The 17,331-nt window shown below is 39.1% G+C and carries 12 protein-coding genes and 1 riboswitch; of the genes, 8 read left to right on the plus strand and 4 right to left on the minus strand.

Features of this window, described 5'->3' with window-relative positions; all coding sequences use genetic code 11:
* Positions 1–95: 95 nt before the first annotated feature.
* A complete protein-coding gene (locus tag AC3B6Y_RS07065) occupies positions 96–2,639 on the plus strand; it encodes a M1 family metallopeptidase (protein ID WP_489790829.1) in 2,544 nt (847 codons plus the stop codon).
* A 150-nt stretch (positions 2,640–2,789) separates the two neighbouring features.
* Complete coding sequence (locus tag AC3B6Y_RS07070; protein WP_489757394.1) at positions 2,790–4,076, plus strand: NCS2 family permease; 1,287 nt, start codon at positions 2,790–2,792, stop codon at positions 4,074–4,076.
* Between the two features lie 91 nt (positions 4,077–4,167).
* Here AC3B6Y_RS07070 and AC3B6Y_RS07075 read toward each other — a convergent pair whose 3' ends face one another.
* Positions 4,168–6,288, minus strand: coding sequence for an LTA synthase family protein (locus AC3B6Y_RS07075; RefSeq protein ID WP_489790830.1), 2,121 nt, complete (start codon positions 6,286–6,288; stop codon positions 4,168–4,170).
* A gap of 71 nt (positions 6,289–6,359) precedes the next feature.
* Between AC3B6Y_RS07075 and AC3B6Y_RS07080 the strand changes: the two genes are divergently transcribed.
* Positions 6,360–6,965 (plus strand): VanZ family protein, encoded by a 606-nt coding sequence (locus tag AC3B6Y_RS07080; RefSeq protein ID WP_489757396.1) that lies wholly within the window; start codon positions 6,360–6,362, stop codon positions 6,963–6,965.
* A gap of 88 nt (positions 6,966–7,053) precedes the next feature.
* Positions 7,054–8,394, plus strand: coding sequence for a glucose-6-phosphate isomerase (locus AC3B6Y_RS07085; RefSeq protein WP_489757397.1), 1,341 nt, complete (start codon positions 7,054–7,056; stop codon positions 8,392–8,394).
* 86 nt (positions 8,395–8,480) lie between these two features.
* On the opposite strand, the gene AC3B6Y_RS07090 is transcribed toward AC3B6Y_RS07085, so the two are convergent.
* The gene (locus AC3B6Y_RS07090; RefSeq protein ID WP_489757398.1) at positions 8,481–9,413 is read right to left on the minus strand and encodes a glycosyltransferase family 2 protein; all 933 of its coding nucleotides are present in this window, start codon (positions 9,411–9,413) and stop codon (positions 8,481–8,483) included.
* A 93-nt stretch (positions 9,414–9,506) separates the two neighbouring features.
* Between AC3B6Y_RS07090 and AC3B6Y_RS07095 the strand changes: the two genes are divergently transcribed.
* The 3 genes from AC3B6Y_RS07095 to AC3B6Y_RS07105 all read left to right on the plus strand — a co-directional run bounded on the left by AC3B6Y_RS07095 (position 9,507) and on the right by AC3B6Y_RS07105 (position 13,135).
* Positions 9,507–9,986: a GNAT family N-acetyltransferase gene (locus AC3B6Y_RS07095; RefSeq protein WP_489769088.1), complete on the plus strand. Its 480-nt coding sequence runs from the start codon at positions 9,507–9,509 to the stop codon at positions 9,984–9,986.
* Between the two features lie 54 nt (positions 9,987–10,040).
* A complete protein-coding gene (locus tag AC3B6Y_RS07100) occupies positions 10,041–11,489 on the plus strand; it encodes a multicopper oxidase family protein (RefSeq protein ID WP_489790832.1) in 1,449 nt (482 codons plus the stop codon).
* 206 nt (positions 11,490–11,695) lie between these two features.
* Positions 11,696–13,135, plus strand: a complete 1,440-nt coding sequence (locus AC3B6Y_RS07105) for an APC family permease (protein WP_489757401.1) — start codon at positions 11,696–11,698, stop codon at positions 13,133–13,135.
* Between the two features lie 87 nt (positions 13,136–13,222).
* Here the strand turns inward: AC3B6Y_RS07105 and dapF are convergent, their stop codons facing one another.
* Both dapF and AC3B6Y_RS07115 read right to left on the minus strand, forming a co-directional pair.
* Entirely contained in the window at positions 13,223–14,191 is a 969-nt protein-coding gene (gene dapF, locus AC3B6Y_RS07110; protein WP_489757402.1) for a diaminopimelate epimerase, read from the minus strand.
* Positions 14,192–14,202: 11 nt separating this feature from the next.
* On the minus strand, positions 14,203–15,555 hold the full coding sequence (locus tag AC3B6Y_RS07115; RefSeq protein WP_489790834.1) for an aspartate kinase: 1,353 nt from the start codon (positions 15,553–15,555) through the stop codon (positions 14,203–14,205).
* A gap of 171 nt (positions 15,556–15,726) precedes the next feature.
* A riboswitch (Lysine riboswitch) is annotated at positions 15,727–15,906 on the plus strand.
* Between the two features lie 102 nt (positions 15,907–16,008).
* Here AC3B6Y_RS07115 and lysA point away from each other — a divergent pair.
* Complete coding sequence (gene lysA / locus AC3B6Y_RS07120) at positions 16,009–17,328, plus strand: diaminopimelate decarboxylase (RefSeq protein WP_489790836.1); 1,320 nt, start codon at positions 16,009–16,011, stop codon at positions 17,326–17,328.
* Positions 17,329–17,331 lie beyond the last annotated feature (3 nt).

Below are 17,331 nucleotides of genomic sequence, written 5' to 3' on the forward strand. Positions count from 1 at the left end.
ATAACAACTTGGATGAATACCTGAAAAAATTTTTACTAGTTTCTGCAGAATAGATAAATTATAATGAAATTATTCTCATGTTAGGTGGATTAATAATGACAGATAAGACTAGATTATACGCACAATTTCAACCCGAGCATTATGATTTGTATTTAGACATTAATCGAGAAACTAAAATGATTCATGGGCAAACGACAGTGCGCGGTTGGGCTGTGACTTCAACTATTAAATTGCATCAAAAATATTTAACTATTCAAAACGTGACCGCAGCCGATCAAAACTTAACTTTTAGTGTTGATGAACAAAAAGAAACTGTGACGATTGAATTGCCGCAAGCAGGAGCTACGACGGTAACAATTGCTTATGAGGCACCTTTAACTGATTCAATGATGGGCATTTACCCCTCTTATTATCAAGTGGCCGGCCAAACCAAGCAATTAATTGGAACTCAGTTTGAAACGACAGCTGCTCGGCAAGCTTTTCCTTGTGTCGATGAACCAGCGGCCAAGGCAACTTTTAATTTAGCTATTAAATTTGATGAACACCCCGGTGAAACAATTATTAGCAATATGCCTGAAAAACAAGTGCAGCAAGGGGTGCACTATTTTGAAACGACAGTTAAAATGTCGACTTATTTAGTAGCCTTTGCTTTTGGTGAGTTACAAAAAGTGACGACCACGACGAAAAGTGGGGTAGAGGTAGGCGTCTTTGCTACCAAAGCCCATTCAGCTCAGGAATTAACTTTTGCTTTAGACATCGCCAAACGTTCAATTGAATTTTATGAGGATTATTATCAAACACCGTATCCCTTGCCACATTCTTGGCATTTGGCCTTGCCAGATTTTTCAGCAGGTGCCATGGAAAACTGGGGCTTAATCACTTATCGGGAAACCTGTTTACTAGTTGATCCGCAAAACGCCGCTTTAGAAAATCAGCAATATGTAGCGACAGTGATTGCCCACGAATTGGCTCACCAATGGTTTGGCGATTTAGTAACCATGCAGTGGTGGGATGATCTCTGGTTAAATGAAAGTTTTGCTAATATGATGGAATACGTGGCGATAGATGCCTTGCAACCGGATTGGCATATCTGGGAATTGTTTCAAACAGCCGAAGTGCCGGCAGCACTAAAGCGAGATGCCACTGCTGGGGTCCAGTCAGTTCACGTGCAAGTTGAACAGCCCGCCGAAATTGACGCGATCTTTGATAGTGCGATTGTTTATGCCAAGGGGGCACGCATGTTAGTGATGGTGCGCGCTTTGATTGGTGATCAAGCGTTACGGCAAGGTCTCAAAGCCTATTTTGACCAGCACCAGTATGCTAATGCGACTGGCGATGATTTGTGGCAAGCTTTGGGTAATGCTGCCCACATGGATTTAAAAAAGATTATGGATACTTGGTTGGAACAACCAGGTTATCCAGTCGTGACAGTCAAACTGCAGGCTGATACATTAATCTTGCACCAACAACAATTTTTTATTGGCGAAAGTCAAGACCAACAGCGGCAGTGGCAAATTCCGTTAAAGAGTAATTTTACGGCCTTACCTCAGTTGATGACGACAGCCACTGTAGAAATTCCGCATTATACTAAGTTACGTCAAGCAGCTCAGCAACCATTACAGTTGAACGTGGAAAATGAATCACACTTTATTGTAGCTTATGATGATCAACTCTTGACCGATTTGGTTCAAAACGTTAGTGAATTAGATGCGGTGACTCAATTACAAATTTTACAAGATGCAGCGTTATTAGCCGAAGGGCAACAAAAACCTTATGCTGCAGTTATTCAGATTTTACCGCAGTTTAGTCATAGTACTTCTAATATTGTGAATGCCGAATTTTACCAAATTTTGCGTCAATTGCAAAAATTTGTCCAACCACAAACAGCTGCCGAAACTGCATTAAAACAAGTTTATCGCCAATTTAGTGCGGCGGAAATCAATCGTTTAGGGTGGCTACCTCAAGAACAAGAAAGTCTAGATGATCAGTTAAGTCGCCCAATTTTGATACAAGCGGGTCTTTATGGTGAAAATCCAGCTCTCATTCAGCAAGGGCATCAATTATTCGGTCAGTATCAAGCTAATTTGGCTAGTTTTCCAGCTGCCACGCGAGCAAGTTTGTTAGTTAATGAAGTGCAAAACTATGGCAATGCGGCGTTGTTTGAGCAATTAATGACTTTATATCGGCAAACTAGTGTGGCTGATTTAAAGAGTGATATCGCTGCTGCGATGCCCAAAATAGCAGATCCATCATTATTACACCAGATGATCGCTTTATTTGAAGATAGTCAAACAATTAAACCGCAAGACTTACGGGCTTGGTATCGGGGTGTGTTGCTTAATCCTCAGGGTCAACAACTAGCTTGGGATTGGTTACGCAGCGATTGGAGTTGGCTGGAACAAAGCTTAGGTGGCGACATGGAATTTACTGCGTTTATTACGGTGACCGCGAATGCCTTTCATACACCAGAGCGTTTAGCAGAATTTCAACAATTTTTTGAGCCCAAAGTGGCTGTGCCCGGTTTAGGTCGAGAAATTACTATGGATGAAAAAGCCATTGCTGGTCGCGTCGCTTTAGTTCAAGAGCAACAACAAGGAGTGCAAACAGCAATCAAGAAATTAATTTTGGCATCATTCTAAAGCTGAAGTTAGAGGCTGAGATCAAAGTCGCTCAAAGCTGATTATTGCGATTCAATTTTGGTGTTACTAACACTTAAGAAAGTTATAATCATACTCAGCGATTTTTTTCTTGGCTTCTTTGCTGTTTTGATGGCATTCCGAAAGAAATTAATGAGGAGTAAGATCATTTTGTTTAAAATATTCAAACAACCACAGCAATTAAAGACTGAACTGTTAGCGGGGGTTACCAGTTTTTTCGCCATTTCTTATATTATTATTGTTAACCCGCTAATTTTAAAGGATGCCGGCATGCCGGTTAATCTGAGTGTGTTTGCGACGATTATTATCTCGGCAATCGGCTGTTTAATTATGGCTTTTTGGGCAGATGCACCGGTGATCTTGACCCCAGGAATGGGCGTCAATGCCTTTTTTACGTATACCTTAGTAGTTAACCTCAAATTTAGTTGGCGAGAGGCCTTAGCAGTTTCTATCTTAAGCAGTTTGGCGTATTTAGTGATTGCTTTTACACCACTAGTACACTTGTTAGCTAAAACAATTCCAGCTAGTTTAAAAACAGGGATTAGCGTTGGGATCGGCTTGTTCTTGGTCGAGCTGGGGTTAAAAAAGGCGGGACTCATTGTAGCAGGTCATAATGGTTCCTTAGTAGCAGGAGGCAACTTAGCTGCGCCAATGACGTTACTGGCCTTATTTGGCTTAGTATTAACGTTAGTTTTATATTTAAAAAAAGTTCCAGGTTATTTTATTATCGGTATTATTACGAGCAGTATCTTAGCGGTTATTTTTCATTTACAAGCAGCTGCTCCCCCAGTCAAATTAAGTCAATTAACCCAAATGTCACAGTTAATTAATCAAGCTAATTTTAGTCAAATTGGAAATTTGAAATTTTGGTTGGCGGTCTTTTCTTTGACCATGATTTTAGTATTTGAATCCATGGGGCTATTGACTGGCATTTTACCTGACCAGAAAAAATTTCCGCGAGCCTTTCAAAGTAGTTCCATTACAGCTGTATTATCTGGAATTCTAGGCAGTAGTCCGACTGTTGCCGCGGCGGAAAGTGCTGCGGGAATTGAAAGTGGGGGTCGCAGTGGGATTGTATCTTTAGTAGCAGCTATTTTATTTAGTGCTTCGTTGTTTGTAGTCGGTGGTTTAAAATATATCCCTCAAGCCGCGATTGCACCGGCTTTGATCCTGACAGGGGCTATGATGATGCAACAATTGCAAACTTTAAATTTACAAGATTTTAGTGAATGGTTTCCGGCGTTTTTGATTATTACGTTGATTCCGCTAACTGGCAGTATTGCCACGGGATTAGCTTTTGGTTTTGTGAGTTATCCTGTGGTTAAATGGGCCACTAAGCAAGGTCAGCAATTAAATGCCACATTGCTAGTTTTAAGTGGTTTATTTTTATTAGATTTAATTGTGAATGCTATTTTATAGTTAAGTTGAGAATAAAACAAAAAGCATTGGTTCAACTGTGAATTCGTTACTAGAATGTTGAACTAATGCTTTTTTAGTTAGTTTGTTTAGCTTATTTTTGGGGAACTTCATAGAGAAAATTATCATTACCATCTAGTTCAGGGGCATTGCTCTTATATAAATCAGTAGTCGTTTTATTATTATTTTTGGAATAAAGACTAGTTGATTTATCCCCCAAAGCATCGCGTGTTTTCATTAAGTGTTGAAATTCGTCTTGATAGTTATAGTCCTTAGGATTGACAGGGGTAAAGCCCTTGGGAGTATAAAAACGCAAGAGATTAGTTTTATTGACGGAATCTGATAAACTCAGTTCAGTATCCTTCTTTTGGGCAATTTGGCGCAGTTTACTTTTCAATTCGGGTGTTGGATCAGTGATTAATTGACCATTACTGTTTTGATAAATGGTCATTTTGTTATTACTATTATTAATCACGGTATACTTAGGTGTCACGAACGTATGGTTACGGAAAATGACATTTTGGTCATGTTGCTTGGATAAGAGGTCATTGCCCATAAAGATGTAAGGCTTAGTATTGACGCCCAAGAGATTTAATAAAGTGGGCAAAACATCAATTTCTCCACCGTATTGTTTTTGAATTCCTCCCTTTAATCCGGGCATATGAATCATAAAGGGAACACGTTGCAGTTGAATATGATCGAATTGACTCCAAGTTTTCGGATCATGACCAATGACCGGCGCAACGTCTTTTTCATCACCTTCACTTAGGCCAAAGTGATCACCATAAAGAATGATAATCGAATTGTCATACAAACCACTAGCCTTTAAATAGTCGAAGAATTCGTGAACAGCTTCATCAAGATAATGTGCAGTGCCAAAATAATTATTGACCATTGTATTATTAGTATCGGGCTTTTGAAAGCCACCGAGGTCATCATTGGCTAATTCAAAGGGGTTGTGATTAGTGACTGTCAAAAATTTAGCGTAAAATGGCTGTTGCAGCTGTTCTAAATATTTGGTACTTTCCGCAAATAAGAGTTTATCTTTGCTGCCCCAATAAGTGTTACTATCGGCAGTTTGTTGAAAATACTTTTGATCAAAGAAATAATTGTAGCCCATATTTTTGTAAACAGTGTCGCGACTCCAAAAAGAACCAATATTACCATGAAACGCCGCCGAGGTGTAACCTTGTTGTTGATTTAAAATGGCCGGTGCGGCTTGGAAGGTATTGTTAGATCCTAAACTAGTAAAAAAAGATCCTTCAGGTAAGCCGAAAAGCCCCGTTTCTAACATAGTTTCTGCGTCACTTGTCTTGCCTTGACCAACTTCGTGGAAGAAATTGGAAAAAGCTAGGGTATTATCAGAATGATAAAGACTATTTAAAAAGGGAGTCACTTCTTGACCCTTCACTTTACTATCGATCAGGAATTGTTGAAAACTTTCGAGATGAATGATGATAACATTTTTGCCTTTGGCAATGCCTTGATACTTTGGATTAGGTGTGGCGTAATGTTGTTTGACATAAGATAAGACCGGATCCATATTAGCTCCTTGCGCACCGGAGCGGAGATTGTTACTTTGGGCGGTTTTAAAACTATCATATGCTAAAAAAGAATTCAGTCCCAAATATTTAACAATATAGGTGCGATCAAAGGTCCGCATTAATAATTGTGGTCGACTTAATTCGGCTAAAAAAACGTTAGCGGCTAACATGGTTAAACTCAGACTGGTAATTAAAAAAGCTTGTAACTTACTAGTGGGCTTGGGGTCGGCAGTAACTTTTTTAGTAATCCATAATAAAGCAAAAATTGGAAAATCAATAAAATAAATCCAATCGTGTACTTTAATCATAGCAATGGCACTGCTGCCAAGGCCTTTAGCAACTTTGCCCACACTTAAAATGGTGTTAATACTAATAAAATCACTAAATTCGCGGTAATATAAAATATTGCTATATAGTAATATTGTTTCTAAAACATAAATGGCTAGAGTGGTCCAATAATATGGTTTCGCTTTTTTGAAATAAAGTGGCAAACTCAATAAGAGTAAACTTGTAGCAATGGGATTCATAATGAGTAAAAAATGTTGAAAAGGATCAGCGGCGCCCATATTAAAATCTAAGTAATAAGCAATGACGGTTTTTAACCAGAGACCTCCGGTTAAGATTAATAACCAGCCACTGCGCCGATTGTTCATTTGGTTGTGCATTTTCATGAATTAATTTCTCTCCATAATAGTATCATTCATAATTTTACCATTTAATTATGGTAACAGTGAGGTTAGACATGATTTTCTTAAATTCAATATATCAACAAGTTTATCAGCATTTGGCAGGACGTATTAATCATTTTCCGTTAATTCGGCTGATTTTTTTAAGCCTTGATAAAACTATTTTTTATTTTTTAGTATTCTTACTTTGTCGAATACTGTGGTTAGCTATTTTTCGGCAGGCGACCAGTTTGGGGCACGAATTATTAGTTAATCTGTTTGTGATTTATTTTTTGTTACTGCTCTTTTTGACGGTTTTTCGGCAGGGTTATTTTCCGTGGGATTTTCATTTTTATTGGCATCGTTCCTTAACGGCCATCAATTGGGTGCCCTTAGTGGAAACATGGAAATTAACTGCCGGTAAATCAATGATTGATTTTTTATATAATTCATTAGGCAATATTTTGTGGTTTGTTCCGTTTGGATTATTGCGTCCTTTAATTAGTCGGGGACAATCTGCAGCTTTGAAAACAATTATTGAAGGCAGTTTATTATCGATTGGAATTGAAAGTTTACAATTTGTTTTGTTGACGGGTGTGAGTGATGTTGATGATGTTATTTTTAACACTTTGGGGGTGATTTGTGGTTATATGATTTACTGGTTGGGTCAGAAAATTTTCTGAAATCGCAAGGCTTGTTCGCAATTGAATATGCTATAATTTGTTCGTAGTACTTATTAAGAAAATTAAGCAAAATTTGGAGGAATGTACATTGACACATATCAAATTTGATGACTCAAAATTGGGCAAATTTGTTCATGAAAATGAACTATCTGAAATGCAACCGTTAGTGACTGCTGCAGATCAAGAATTGCGGCAAGGAACTGGTGCTGGCAATGACTTTCGGGGTTTTTTAGATTTGCCAGTTGATTATGATAAAGAAGAATTTGCCCGGATTAAAGCCGCCGCAGCAAAGATTCAAAAAGATTCCGAAGTTTTCGTAGCTATTGGGATTGGCGGTTCTTATTTAGGAGCGCGGGCCGCGATTGATTTTTTGAGTAGCAGCTTTTACAATATCAAAAATGAAAAAGCAGTACCAGAAATTTACTTCTGTGGTAATTCTATTAGCCCTAATTATTTAAGTGACTTGTTAGCGGTTATTGGCGATCGGGACTTTAGTATTAATGTTATTTCCAAATCAGGTACTACGACCGAACCTTCAATTGCTTTTCGAGTTTTGAAAGCAAAATTAATTGCTAAATATGGTGAAGCCGAAGCTAAGAAGCGGATTTATGCAACGACTGATCGGCAAAAGGGTGCTTTAAAGACAGAATCTGATGCTCAAGGCTATGAAGAATTTGTTGTTCCTGATGATATCGGTGGTCGTTTCTCAGTCTTAACAGCGGTCGGCTTGTTACCAATTGCAGTGGCTGGCATTGATTTAGATCAATTAATGCAAGGTGCAGCTAGTGCACGTAATGACTATCAAAATCCTGATGTGCAACAAAATGAAGCTTATAAATATGCTGCTTTGCGCAATATTTTATATCGTAAAGGCTATACGGTTGAATTATTGGAAAATTATGAACCCAACTTACAGTACTTTGGTGAATGGTGGAAGCAATTAGCTGGTGAGTCTGAAGGTAAAGACCAAAAAGGTATTTTCCCTGCTTCTGCTAATTTCTCCACGGATTTACATTCTTTAGGCCAATATATCCAAGAAGGTAAGCGTAACTTGATGGAAACAGTGATTATGATTGACAAGCCACGTCAAGACGTTGCTATTCCACAAGAAAGCGATAATTTAGATGGTTTACAATACTTGGAAGGTAAGACCATGGATTACGTTAACAAGAAGGCCTATGAAGGGGTCGTCTTAGCGCATACTGATGGTGGTGTGCCTGTAATGAGTGTGCATATTCCAGAACAAGATGCTTATACTTTAGGTTATTTAATTTACTTCTTTGAAATTGCGATCGCTATTTCAGGTTATTTGAACGGTATCAATCCGTTTAATCAACCAGGTGTTGAAGCTTATAAGAAGAACATGTTTGCTTTGTTAGGTAAACCTGGTTTTGAAGAATTAGGCCAAGAATTGAATCAACGGTTATAAAATTTTTAATGTTTTTGCGTCAACAAAAAAAGTCTAGAATTTTCTAGGCTTTTTTTATTGCATAAAAAAGTGGTTTTATTTGCAATCTACTTTTTTTCTTTCACAATATATAGCGGACGGCGTTTCACTTCCAAGAAGATTTTGCCAATATAATTACCAATAATCCCTAGGAAAAATAATTGCATACCGCCTAAAAAGAGGATGATGGAAATTAAAGAAGACCAACCTTTGGTCGGGTTGCCAAAAATCGAAGAACGCACGACGATAAATAATAGAGCTACAAAAGCTAAGAACATGACAATTAAGCCGAGCCAAACCGCTACAATTAAGGGCACTGTGGAAAAATCAGTAATGCCTTCGACAGAATATTTAAATAAACTCCAAAAATTCCAACTAGTTTTGCCAGCAACTCGTTCGACATTTTTATATGGTAAATATTTAGTTTTAAAGCCAACCCAAGAAAAAATTCCTTTCGAAAAGCGATTGTATTCAGTCATCTCTAATATGGCATTGACCATATCGCGGCGCATTAGGCGAAAATCGCGGGCACCCGGAATGATTTGCGTATCGGAAATTTTATTGATGATGCGGTAAAAAAGGTTGGAAAAGAAGGAACGAATCGGTGGTTCACCACTACGATCTTGGCGCATAGTACCAATACAATCGTAATCCGTGGTTTCTAAGAGGTGGACCATCTGAATCAACATGCTGGGGGGATCTTGTAGATCAGCATCCATAATTGTCACTAATTCGCCGTCAACGTTTTTCAGCCCTGCATAAATGCCGGCTTCTTTCCCAAATTGCCGGGAAAAAGATAAATAGTGGCTTTCAATGGTTGGCTCTTCGTGTAATTGGCGTAATTTTTGTAAGGTGTGATCGGTTGAGCCATCGTTAATAAATAAAATATCCGGCTCATATGCTGGTAATTTTTGAAAAGTATGAACGATAGCTTGATAAAATAGCTCCACCGTTTCTTCTTCGTTAAAGCATGGTACAATAATGCTAATTTTTGTCGCCATCAAAGAACCCCCTTGAATATCAGTAATATTTTAACTTTAAAAAAATATAAAAGCTACTATTTATTTAGAATTTGGCAAGGAAGGTCAATGAATATGACAGATTTAGTATTAAAGACAATGGATGATCAACAATTTCAAAGCTTTTTTAGTTCGCAAACAAAAGAATATGCACAGCAAAAGATGTTAAATCACGCTTGGACGAAGCAGGAAGCATTATTTCGAGCGGAGGAAGAGTTTAAATTATTGCTACCGGATCAACAACATACTTACCACAATTTTTTGTATGTGGTGCAAAATATTGAGCAAACAGTGGGTTACGTTTGGCTAGCGGAAGTCATGGATAGTGATTACTCAGCACAACCGTATTTGTTTTTATATGATTTTGCCATCTTGGATACTTTTCAAGACCAAGGTTTGGGGCAAGAAGCTTTAAACTTGGTGATTCATCAGGCACATGATTTGGGTTATCAAGAGCTCGGCTTGCACGTATTTGGAATTAATCATAAGGCACAGCATCTCTATCAAAAGTTGGGCTTTCAGGTAACCGATGTCACGATGAAGCGTTCAGTTTGATTTCTCCTAAATGCAGAGTGTGTTATGATCAAATTGTGAAAAGGAGTGATTAATTTGAGTCAACGACCATTTTATCAAGAATATTTTTATGATGAAAACGTCTATGACCTACATGATGGTGGTTATAAAAAACTGACGTTGCCGCAGGTGCCTAGTAAGGCGCTCAGGATTCCGCCAATTTTAAAGCCAGATAAAGTTCAAGATCATGAGGTATGGTATACCATAGTGGCTCAGGAGTCACAAGCTGCGATTTTACCAGGTGAATTAACCAAGACCTGGGGCTATAATGCTGAGATTTTGGGACAAACGGTTGTCTTGCATGATGGTTGGCATTATCATGTGCATATTGAAAATCACTTACCCGAAACCACGACGTTACATTGGCATGGGTTAAACATTCCGGGTCCCATTACTGATGGTGGTCCCCATGCTCCTATTTTGCCTGGTCAAGCACGTGATATTGAATTTACATTGCATCAAGAAGGGGCGCAAACAGATTGGATGCATCCACATCCGTGTCCCAATACAGCCCGCCAAGTCTGGAATGGTTTAGCAGCCATGGTAATTGTTACTGATGAACATGCTAAAACCTTACCACTGCCTCAAGAATACGGTGTCGATGATTTACCACTAATTCTGCAAGATCGCTCCTATCATGATAATCAATTGGATTATCAAGCCGATTATGATGTGGATGGGACTTTAGGTGAGTATCCGTTAGTGAACGGTACGATCAATGGTGTGTTTAAGGTGACGACTCCGCAAGTGCGGTTACGCTTATTAAATGCTGCTAATCGACGTGAATTTCGGTTGCACTTTAATGATGGGCGCCGTTTTACGCAAATTGCGGGAGACTGTGGTTTCTTAAAACAAACTATTGATTTAGATCGTTTAATGTTAACTGTTCCTGAACGAGCTGAAATTGTGGTTGATTTTAGTGATTGTCAAGTTGGCGATCAAGTACAGTTGCTGTCTGATGATACGGTTTTATGTACTTTTGAAATTGGTGCCATGACTAAAGCAAAACAAACTATTCCTGATCAGTTATTCGATGTTCCGCAGTGGCAAGCTGATGAACAAGCTCCGGTTCAAAAGGTTGTAATGTCGGGAATGGATGATGAGGTCTTACTTGATGGTCGGCGCTTTGATATGACGCGAATTGATCGCAAACAATTATTAGGACAAACCGTTGATTGGGAAATTACGAATACAAATGATACTTGTGGGGGGATGATTCACCCATTTCACATGCATGGTTGTCATTTTCAAGTAATTAGTCGTAATGGTCAAGCCCCGTATCCTAACGAAACCGGTTTTAAGGATACAGTGGGTGTTAATGCTGGCGAAACGGTGCGCATTCGCGTTCGCTTTGATGTTTTAGGTGTTTTTATGTACCACTGTCATATTTTGGAGCATGAAGATACCGGCATGATGGCGCAAATTGAAGTTTACGATCCTAAACAACCACGAACTTATCATTTACACGCAATGCACGAAATGTAAAGAAGTTAAGAATTAATCTCAGAAAGGCCTAATAATTAGGCCTTTCTCTATGCTTCAGGCACATTAAATTATCCGTAAAATACTATTTTTGAATAAATAGCTAAAAGTGGAAATGAAAGATTGACAAATTTATATTTTTGTTAGAAAATGTTAACCATACTCTAATGAAGTTTCATTAAAGCAACAAAGTTATGGGAGGCATTTTTATGGCGAGTATTAAGGAGCGGATTTTTCGAAAAGAAGATCCGAGTGTTTATGAATCAAAGGATTCACACTTAGTTAAATCTTTAACAACAAAGGACTTTTTGGCTCTAGGAGTGGGAACCATTGTATCGACGGCCATTTTTACTTTACCTGGTGATGTGGCAGCTTTACATGCTGGACCGGCGGTCGTGTTATCGTTCCTAGCAGCGGCGATTGTTGCTGGATTAGTGGCCTTTGCTTATTCAGAAATGGCTTCAGCCATGCCCTTTGCGGGTTCCGCTTATTCGTGGATTAATGTGATTTTTGGTGAATTTTTTGGTTGGGTTGCCGGTTGGGCATTATTAGCAGAGTATTTCATTGCGGTGGCCTTTGTTGGTTCTGGTCTTTCGGCCAATTTTCGGGGATTGATTGAACCTTTAGGTTTGCAATTGCCCAAATTTTTGGCGAATCCGATTGGAACCGCCGGTGGCGGCATTGACTTAATTGCTGCTGTGGTAATTATTGCGGTTGCTCTTTTGTTATCGTTAGGTGCATCTCAAGCTTCTAGAGTAGAAAATGTGTTAGTCGTGTGCAAGGTTTTAGCAATCTTGTTATTTATTGTCGTTGGTTTAACTGCAATTCATCCGCACAATTATGTACCGTTTATTCCTAAGTATCACTTAAACCCTGATGGTAGTGCCTTTGGCGGTTGGCGTGGTATTTATGCGGGTGTTTCGATGATCTTCTTAGCTTATATTGGTTTTGATTCAATTGCAGCTAATTCAGCCGAAGCTAAGGATCCACAAAAAACTATGCCGCGGGGCATTTTAGGCTCGTTATTAATTGCGGTGTTTTTGTTTGTTTGTGTTTCGTTAGTTTTGGTGGGGATGTTTAAGTATACTGCATATGCTAATAATGCTGAACCGGTTGGTTGGGCGTTACGGCATAGCGGTCATAGTTTAGTGGCAGCTATTGTGCAAGCCGTGGCGGTTATTGGTATGTTTACCGCTTTAATTGGAATGATGATGGCCGGTTCACGGTTATTGTATTCTTTTGGCCGTGATGGTTTGTTACCTAAGTGGATTGGTCATTTGGATCAAAAAAATCGGCCTAATCATGCTGTTTTAGTCTTGACGATTGTTGATGTAATCGTGGGCGCTATTTTCCCATTTGGTATTTTGTCACAATTAGTTTCGGCCGGAACTTTAATTGCATTTATGTTTGTTACATTAGGAATTTACGGCTTACGGAAGCGCGAAGGCAAAGATTTGCCGGAACCTGGATTTAAGATGCCCTTTTACCCAGTTATGCCATTACTAGGCTTTTTAGGTTCACTCTTAGTCTTTTGGGGCTTGAGTAAAGAAGCTAAGTGGTATGCCTTAGGTTGGTTTATCATTGGCTTAATTGTTTATTTCTGTTATGGTATTCGGCATTCGTATTTGAACCAAAAAGCCAAATCTTAAAAACTCAATTATTTTAAATTAAAACAAAAATAAGGCTGGAATAATAAGAGCGTAATCTTATTGTTCTAGCCTCATTTTATTGTTATTTTAAAGTTTTAGCTGTTGAGTCCAATTACGGTATGCAATGGCTTCACTGTCATTTTGCAAACTAATCTTGTCCGTAGCTTGGGGCTGATGTAACCAAGCTTCTGACAACTGCGTTTGGCCCATGATGGTCGCATTACCAATTAATTCCATCCAGTATTGATCGGCTTGGTGATGAACTTTGGTTTGAACCATACCGCCCGGATTGTAAACTTGAAGTAGTTGTTCTAACTGGGCTTTTTGCGGATAATTTAAGACTAAAGCTAAGCTGGCCGCAGACATTGCGGTCCCACACGCGTTGGTTAAACCGACACCGCGTTCAAAAGTTTGCACAAAAATTGTTTGCGGTCCCAAAATTTTAACAAAGCTTAGATTAACTCCGTCAGGTAATTCAGGATTGTGGTCATTTAATTGTTGGCCGAGCTGTTGCAAACGAGTTGTATCAATTTCTGGTACAAAAGTAATCAAGTGCGGATTGGGAACGGCTAAAGCGGTAAATTTTAAGTCAGGATCAATCGTGGGAATGACCTGATTGATGACTGGCTCTGTTGGAGTAGTTAAACCGACAGTCTGTGGTTCAAAACTGACGGGGGAGATTTCCACGCCAAAGGCTGGCACGTTGGGTGCCAAATTGGGGTAACGTTTGACGTGTAAACTTTTTTGTGAAGTTTCCACAGTGAAATCATCTTGCTGAAATTTATCTGCTAAATAGCGGGCCACTGTTCGTAAACCATTGCCGCACATTAAGGCTATTGAACCGTCCGCATTAAAAATTTGCATTTGACCTAAGGCTGTTGGCTCCGTTGCTTGATCCACGACAAGTAAACCGTCAACCGGCTGCAAAGCGGGAATCTGGGTCAAAGTTTGGACTAATAATTGTAATTCTTGAGTAGTTAATGGTTGTTGTAAAAGGGTTTGGTCCAGCAATAAGAATTGATTGAGTGAACCATGAACTTTGAGTAATTGCACCATATTAAAGTCTCCTATTCGAAAAAACTATGATAAATGGCCCGCACGGCCTTATCAGCGTCTGATTGTTTGGTACCGATCATAATGGAAATACGGGAAGCCCCCTGATTAATCATGTGTAAACCAATATGGGCGTGTGCTAACGGATCAATAATCTTTTTTAAGACCCCAATTTTTTGGCGGAAACCTTCGCCAACAATCATTGTAATGGCGTAATCATCGATCCATTCTAATTGATCGGGATGAAGCGTGTCTTGAATTTCTTGACACATTTGTTTGGCGATTTGAGGTGTAAATTGGCGTTGATCAAAGATGATTGTAACATCATCAATTCCAGAAGGCATATGTTCGTAAGAGATATGATATTTATAAAAAATTTGTAGTAATTTGAGTGTGAAGCCCACTTCTTTGTTGAGTAAATAACGGTGCAAATAGAGAGCCACAAAATGGTTGGACGTGGCCACCCCCGTCATTAATTGTTGAGGGTGAAAGTCTTTTTCAGGTACAATTAAAGTTCCTGGTAAATCGGGATGATTAGTATTTTTGACATTAATCGGAATTTGGGCTTGAATGGCCGGAATGAGCGCTTCATCATGAAAAACAGAAAAACCAGCATAGGATAATTCACGTAATTCCCGGTAAGTCATAGTTTTGATAGCTTGAGGATGCTCAACGATTTGGGGATTAGCCGCATAGATAGCGTCGACATCTGTGAAATTTTCATAAAGATCAGCTTGAAATCCCTTAGCTAAAATGGCCCCAGTAATATCAGAACCGCCGCGGGAAAAGGTCGCAATTTGTTGCTTTTCCGTGAGGCCATAAAAACCGGGCACAATATAATATTGGTGTTGGAGCTTAATTTTTTTGAGGTTAAGATAAGTTTGCGGTAAAACTTCAGCATCATGAGGTTGATCACTAACTAATAAACCGAGATCTTGCGGTGATATGTATTGGGCATCAAGATTTTGATGTTGCAAGATCAGGGCTAATAATTGGGCGGTTAACTTTTCACCATGGGCTTTAAACGCGGCGGTTAAATAATCATTATTGGCGAAAGTGGTAATGGGTAAAATGTCTAATTGGTGCTTTAAGTCAGCAATTTGCAGACTCGATAAACCAAAAGTTTGGGCAATTTCGACGTAACGTTGCCAAATTTCGGTCACAATGGGGGTAAAATCCTGATGGTTAATAACTAATTGACTGTATTTGATTAGCAAATCGGTTACTTTGGTATCTTGGGAAAATCTTTTACCGGGAGCGGAAGTGACGATAATGCGGCGCTGAGGATCAGCTCGAATAATGGCAATAATTTTTTGAAATTGTGAACCAGTGGCTAGCGAACTACCACCAAATTTAATAACTTTCATAACTAACGAATTCCTCTCTGCTTGATCAATTATTACCCAATTATTAAAATTATTAGGGGATTAATTTGCATTCTAACATTTATTTTTTAATCTGCAACTACTTATTTTTTAACTATCTGCCGAAATAAATTAAAATAGCTTGACAAATATTTTAATTAATTATAATATTTTACATATCGAAGAGGTCGCAATCAACAAGAGTAACTATAGGAGCTGGTCAGCTGAGAATATAGTGAAAGGGGCGATTGCCGAAGGATTAAGTCCAAAGGCCGGGGCTTAAATTCTGGGACATAATTGAATAAATTATGGACTGTCGTAGAAAAATATCTCTACGGAGCGCTTACGACAAACTAATGCCATAATTTTAGCAATGAATGATGGGTTCTTTTGTTCGAAAGCGAGCAAAAGGACCTTTTTTATTATTAATTTTTATTTTTACTGGAGGTCGCAATCATGCAGTCAGCAATGGCATTAAACGCGCAAGGACATTTGACAATCGGGGGCTGCGATGCCCTGGATTTAGCACATAAATATCAAACACCATTGGTTGTGTATGATGTCGCCAAAATTCGGCAACAAGTTCATCAATTTCAGCAAGCTTTTCAACAAGCCGGCGTTAACGCCACGATTAGTTATGCCAGCAAAGCTTTTGCTGTGAAAGCTATTTATCAAGTGATGCAACAAGAACAAGTACATGTTGATGTAGTTTCTTTAGGAGAAATGATGACGGCATTACAAGCCGGATTTCCCGCCGCGCAGATTAGTTTTCATGGTAATAATAAATCATTAGCAGAATTAAATTACGCCGTGCAAAATCAGATTGGAGTCATCATTGTTGACAATTTTGATGAATTAAACATGTTGACACAATTGCTACACGAAAGTTATCCTCAGCGAAAAGTGGCGATTATGCTACGCATTACGCCTGGTATTTCAGCACATACCCATGAATATGATCAAACTGGGCAAATTGACAGCAAGTTTGGCTTTGATGTGCAATCACAGCAAGCACAAGCTGCCTTACAACAGGCTTTGGCGGAACCACAATTACAAGTTATTGGTTTACATGCCCATATCGGTTCCCAAATCATGGCTGTTGAAGGTTTTGAATTGTTAGTTAAAAAATTATGTCAGTTAGTCGCCAGTTGGTACCAAAAATTTCAATTTGTACCACAAGTCTTAAATCTCGGCGGCGGCTTTGGTATTCAGTATGTCGCAAGTGACGAGGATTTGGCGCCTAAACAATTTGTCCAAGCCATTGTTCAAACATTACAGCAAGCTTGGCCATTAGCCTCACAACCCTTACCGGAAATTTGGATTGAACCGGGACGTTCTTTAGTCGGGGCCGCCGGAGTCAGTCTTTATTCAATTGGAACCCATAAAAAAGTGGCTGGGATTTGTAATTTTGTCACGGTAGATGGGGGCATGGGTGATAATATTCGCCCCGCTTTATACCAAGCGGATTATACTGCTGTGTTAGCGAAAGCACCACAAGCTAAACCAACACAAACGGTAACTATTGCAGGACGTTATTGTGAATCTGGTGATATCTTAGTTAAGAATCAACCTTTACCGCCAACGCAGCCGGGCGATATTTTAGCAATCTTAGATACGGGTGCTTATGGTTATTCAATGGCTTCCAACTATAACCGCGTAGCACGTCCGGCAGTGGTTTTTGCCGAACGTGGGCATAGCCAAGTAGTTGTCAAACGAGAAACACCGATGGATTTACTTCGTTTAGATCAAGATTATCAAGTAACTGGAGAAGAGTGATTT

Source organism: Bombilactobacillus sp. ESL1092 (assembly GCF_058107465.1).

Excerpts from the sequence above, each read along its gene's own strand:
- AC3B6Y_RS07070 (WP_489757394.1), top strand. The coding sequence starts at position 2,790 with ATGAGGAGTAAGATCATTTTGTTTAAAATATTCAAACAACCACAGCAA.
- AC3B6Y_RS07115 (WP_489790834.1), bottom strand. The coding sequence starts at position 15,555 with ATGAAAGTTATTAAATTTGGTGGTAGTTCGCTAGCCACTGGTTCACAA.
- AC3B6Y_RS07075 (WP_489790830.1), bottom strand. The coding sequence starts at position 6,288 with ATGAAAATGCACAACCAAATGAACAATCGGCGCAGTGGCTGGTTATTA.
- dapF (WP_489757402.1), bottom strand. The coding sequence starts at position 14,191 with ATGGTGCAATTACTCAAAGTTCATGGTTCACTCAATCAATTCTTATTG.
- AC3B6Y_RS07090 (WP_489757398.1), bottom strand. The coding sequence starts at position 9,413 with ATGGCGACAAAAATTAGCATTATTGTACCATGCTTTAACGAAGAAGAA.
- AC3B6Y_RS07080 (WP_489757396.1), top strand. The coding sequence starts at position 6,360 with ATGATTTTCTTAAATTCAATATATCAACAAGTTTATCAGCATTTGGCA.
- AC3B6Y_RS07065 (WP_489790829.1), top strand. The coding sequence starts at position 96 with ATGACAGATAAGACTAGATTATACGCACAATTTCAACCCGAGCATTAT.
- lysA (WP_489790836.1), top strand. The coding sequence starts at position 16,009 with ATGCAGTCAGCAATGGCATTAAACGCGCAAGGACATTTGACAATCGGG.
- AC3B6Y_RS07105 (WP_489757401.1), top strand. The coding sequence starts at position 11,696 with ATGGCGAGTATTAAGGAGCGGATTTTTCGAAAAGAAGATCCGAGTGTT.
- AC3B6Y_RS07095 (WP_489769088.1), top strand. The coding sequence starts at position 9,507 with ATGACAGATTTAGTATTAAAGACAATGGATGATCAACAATTTCAAAGC.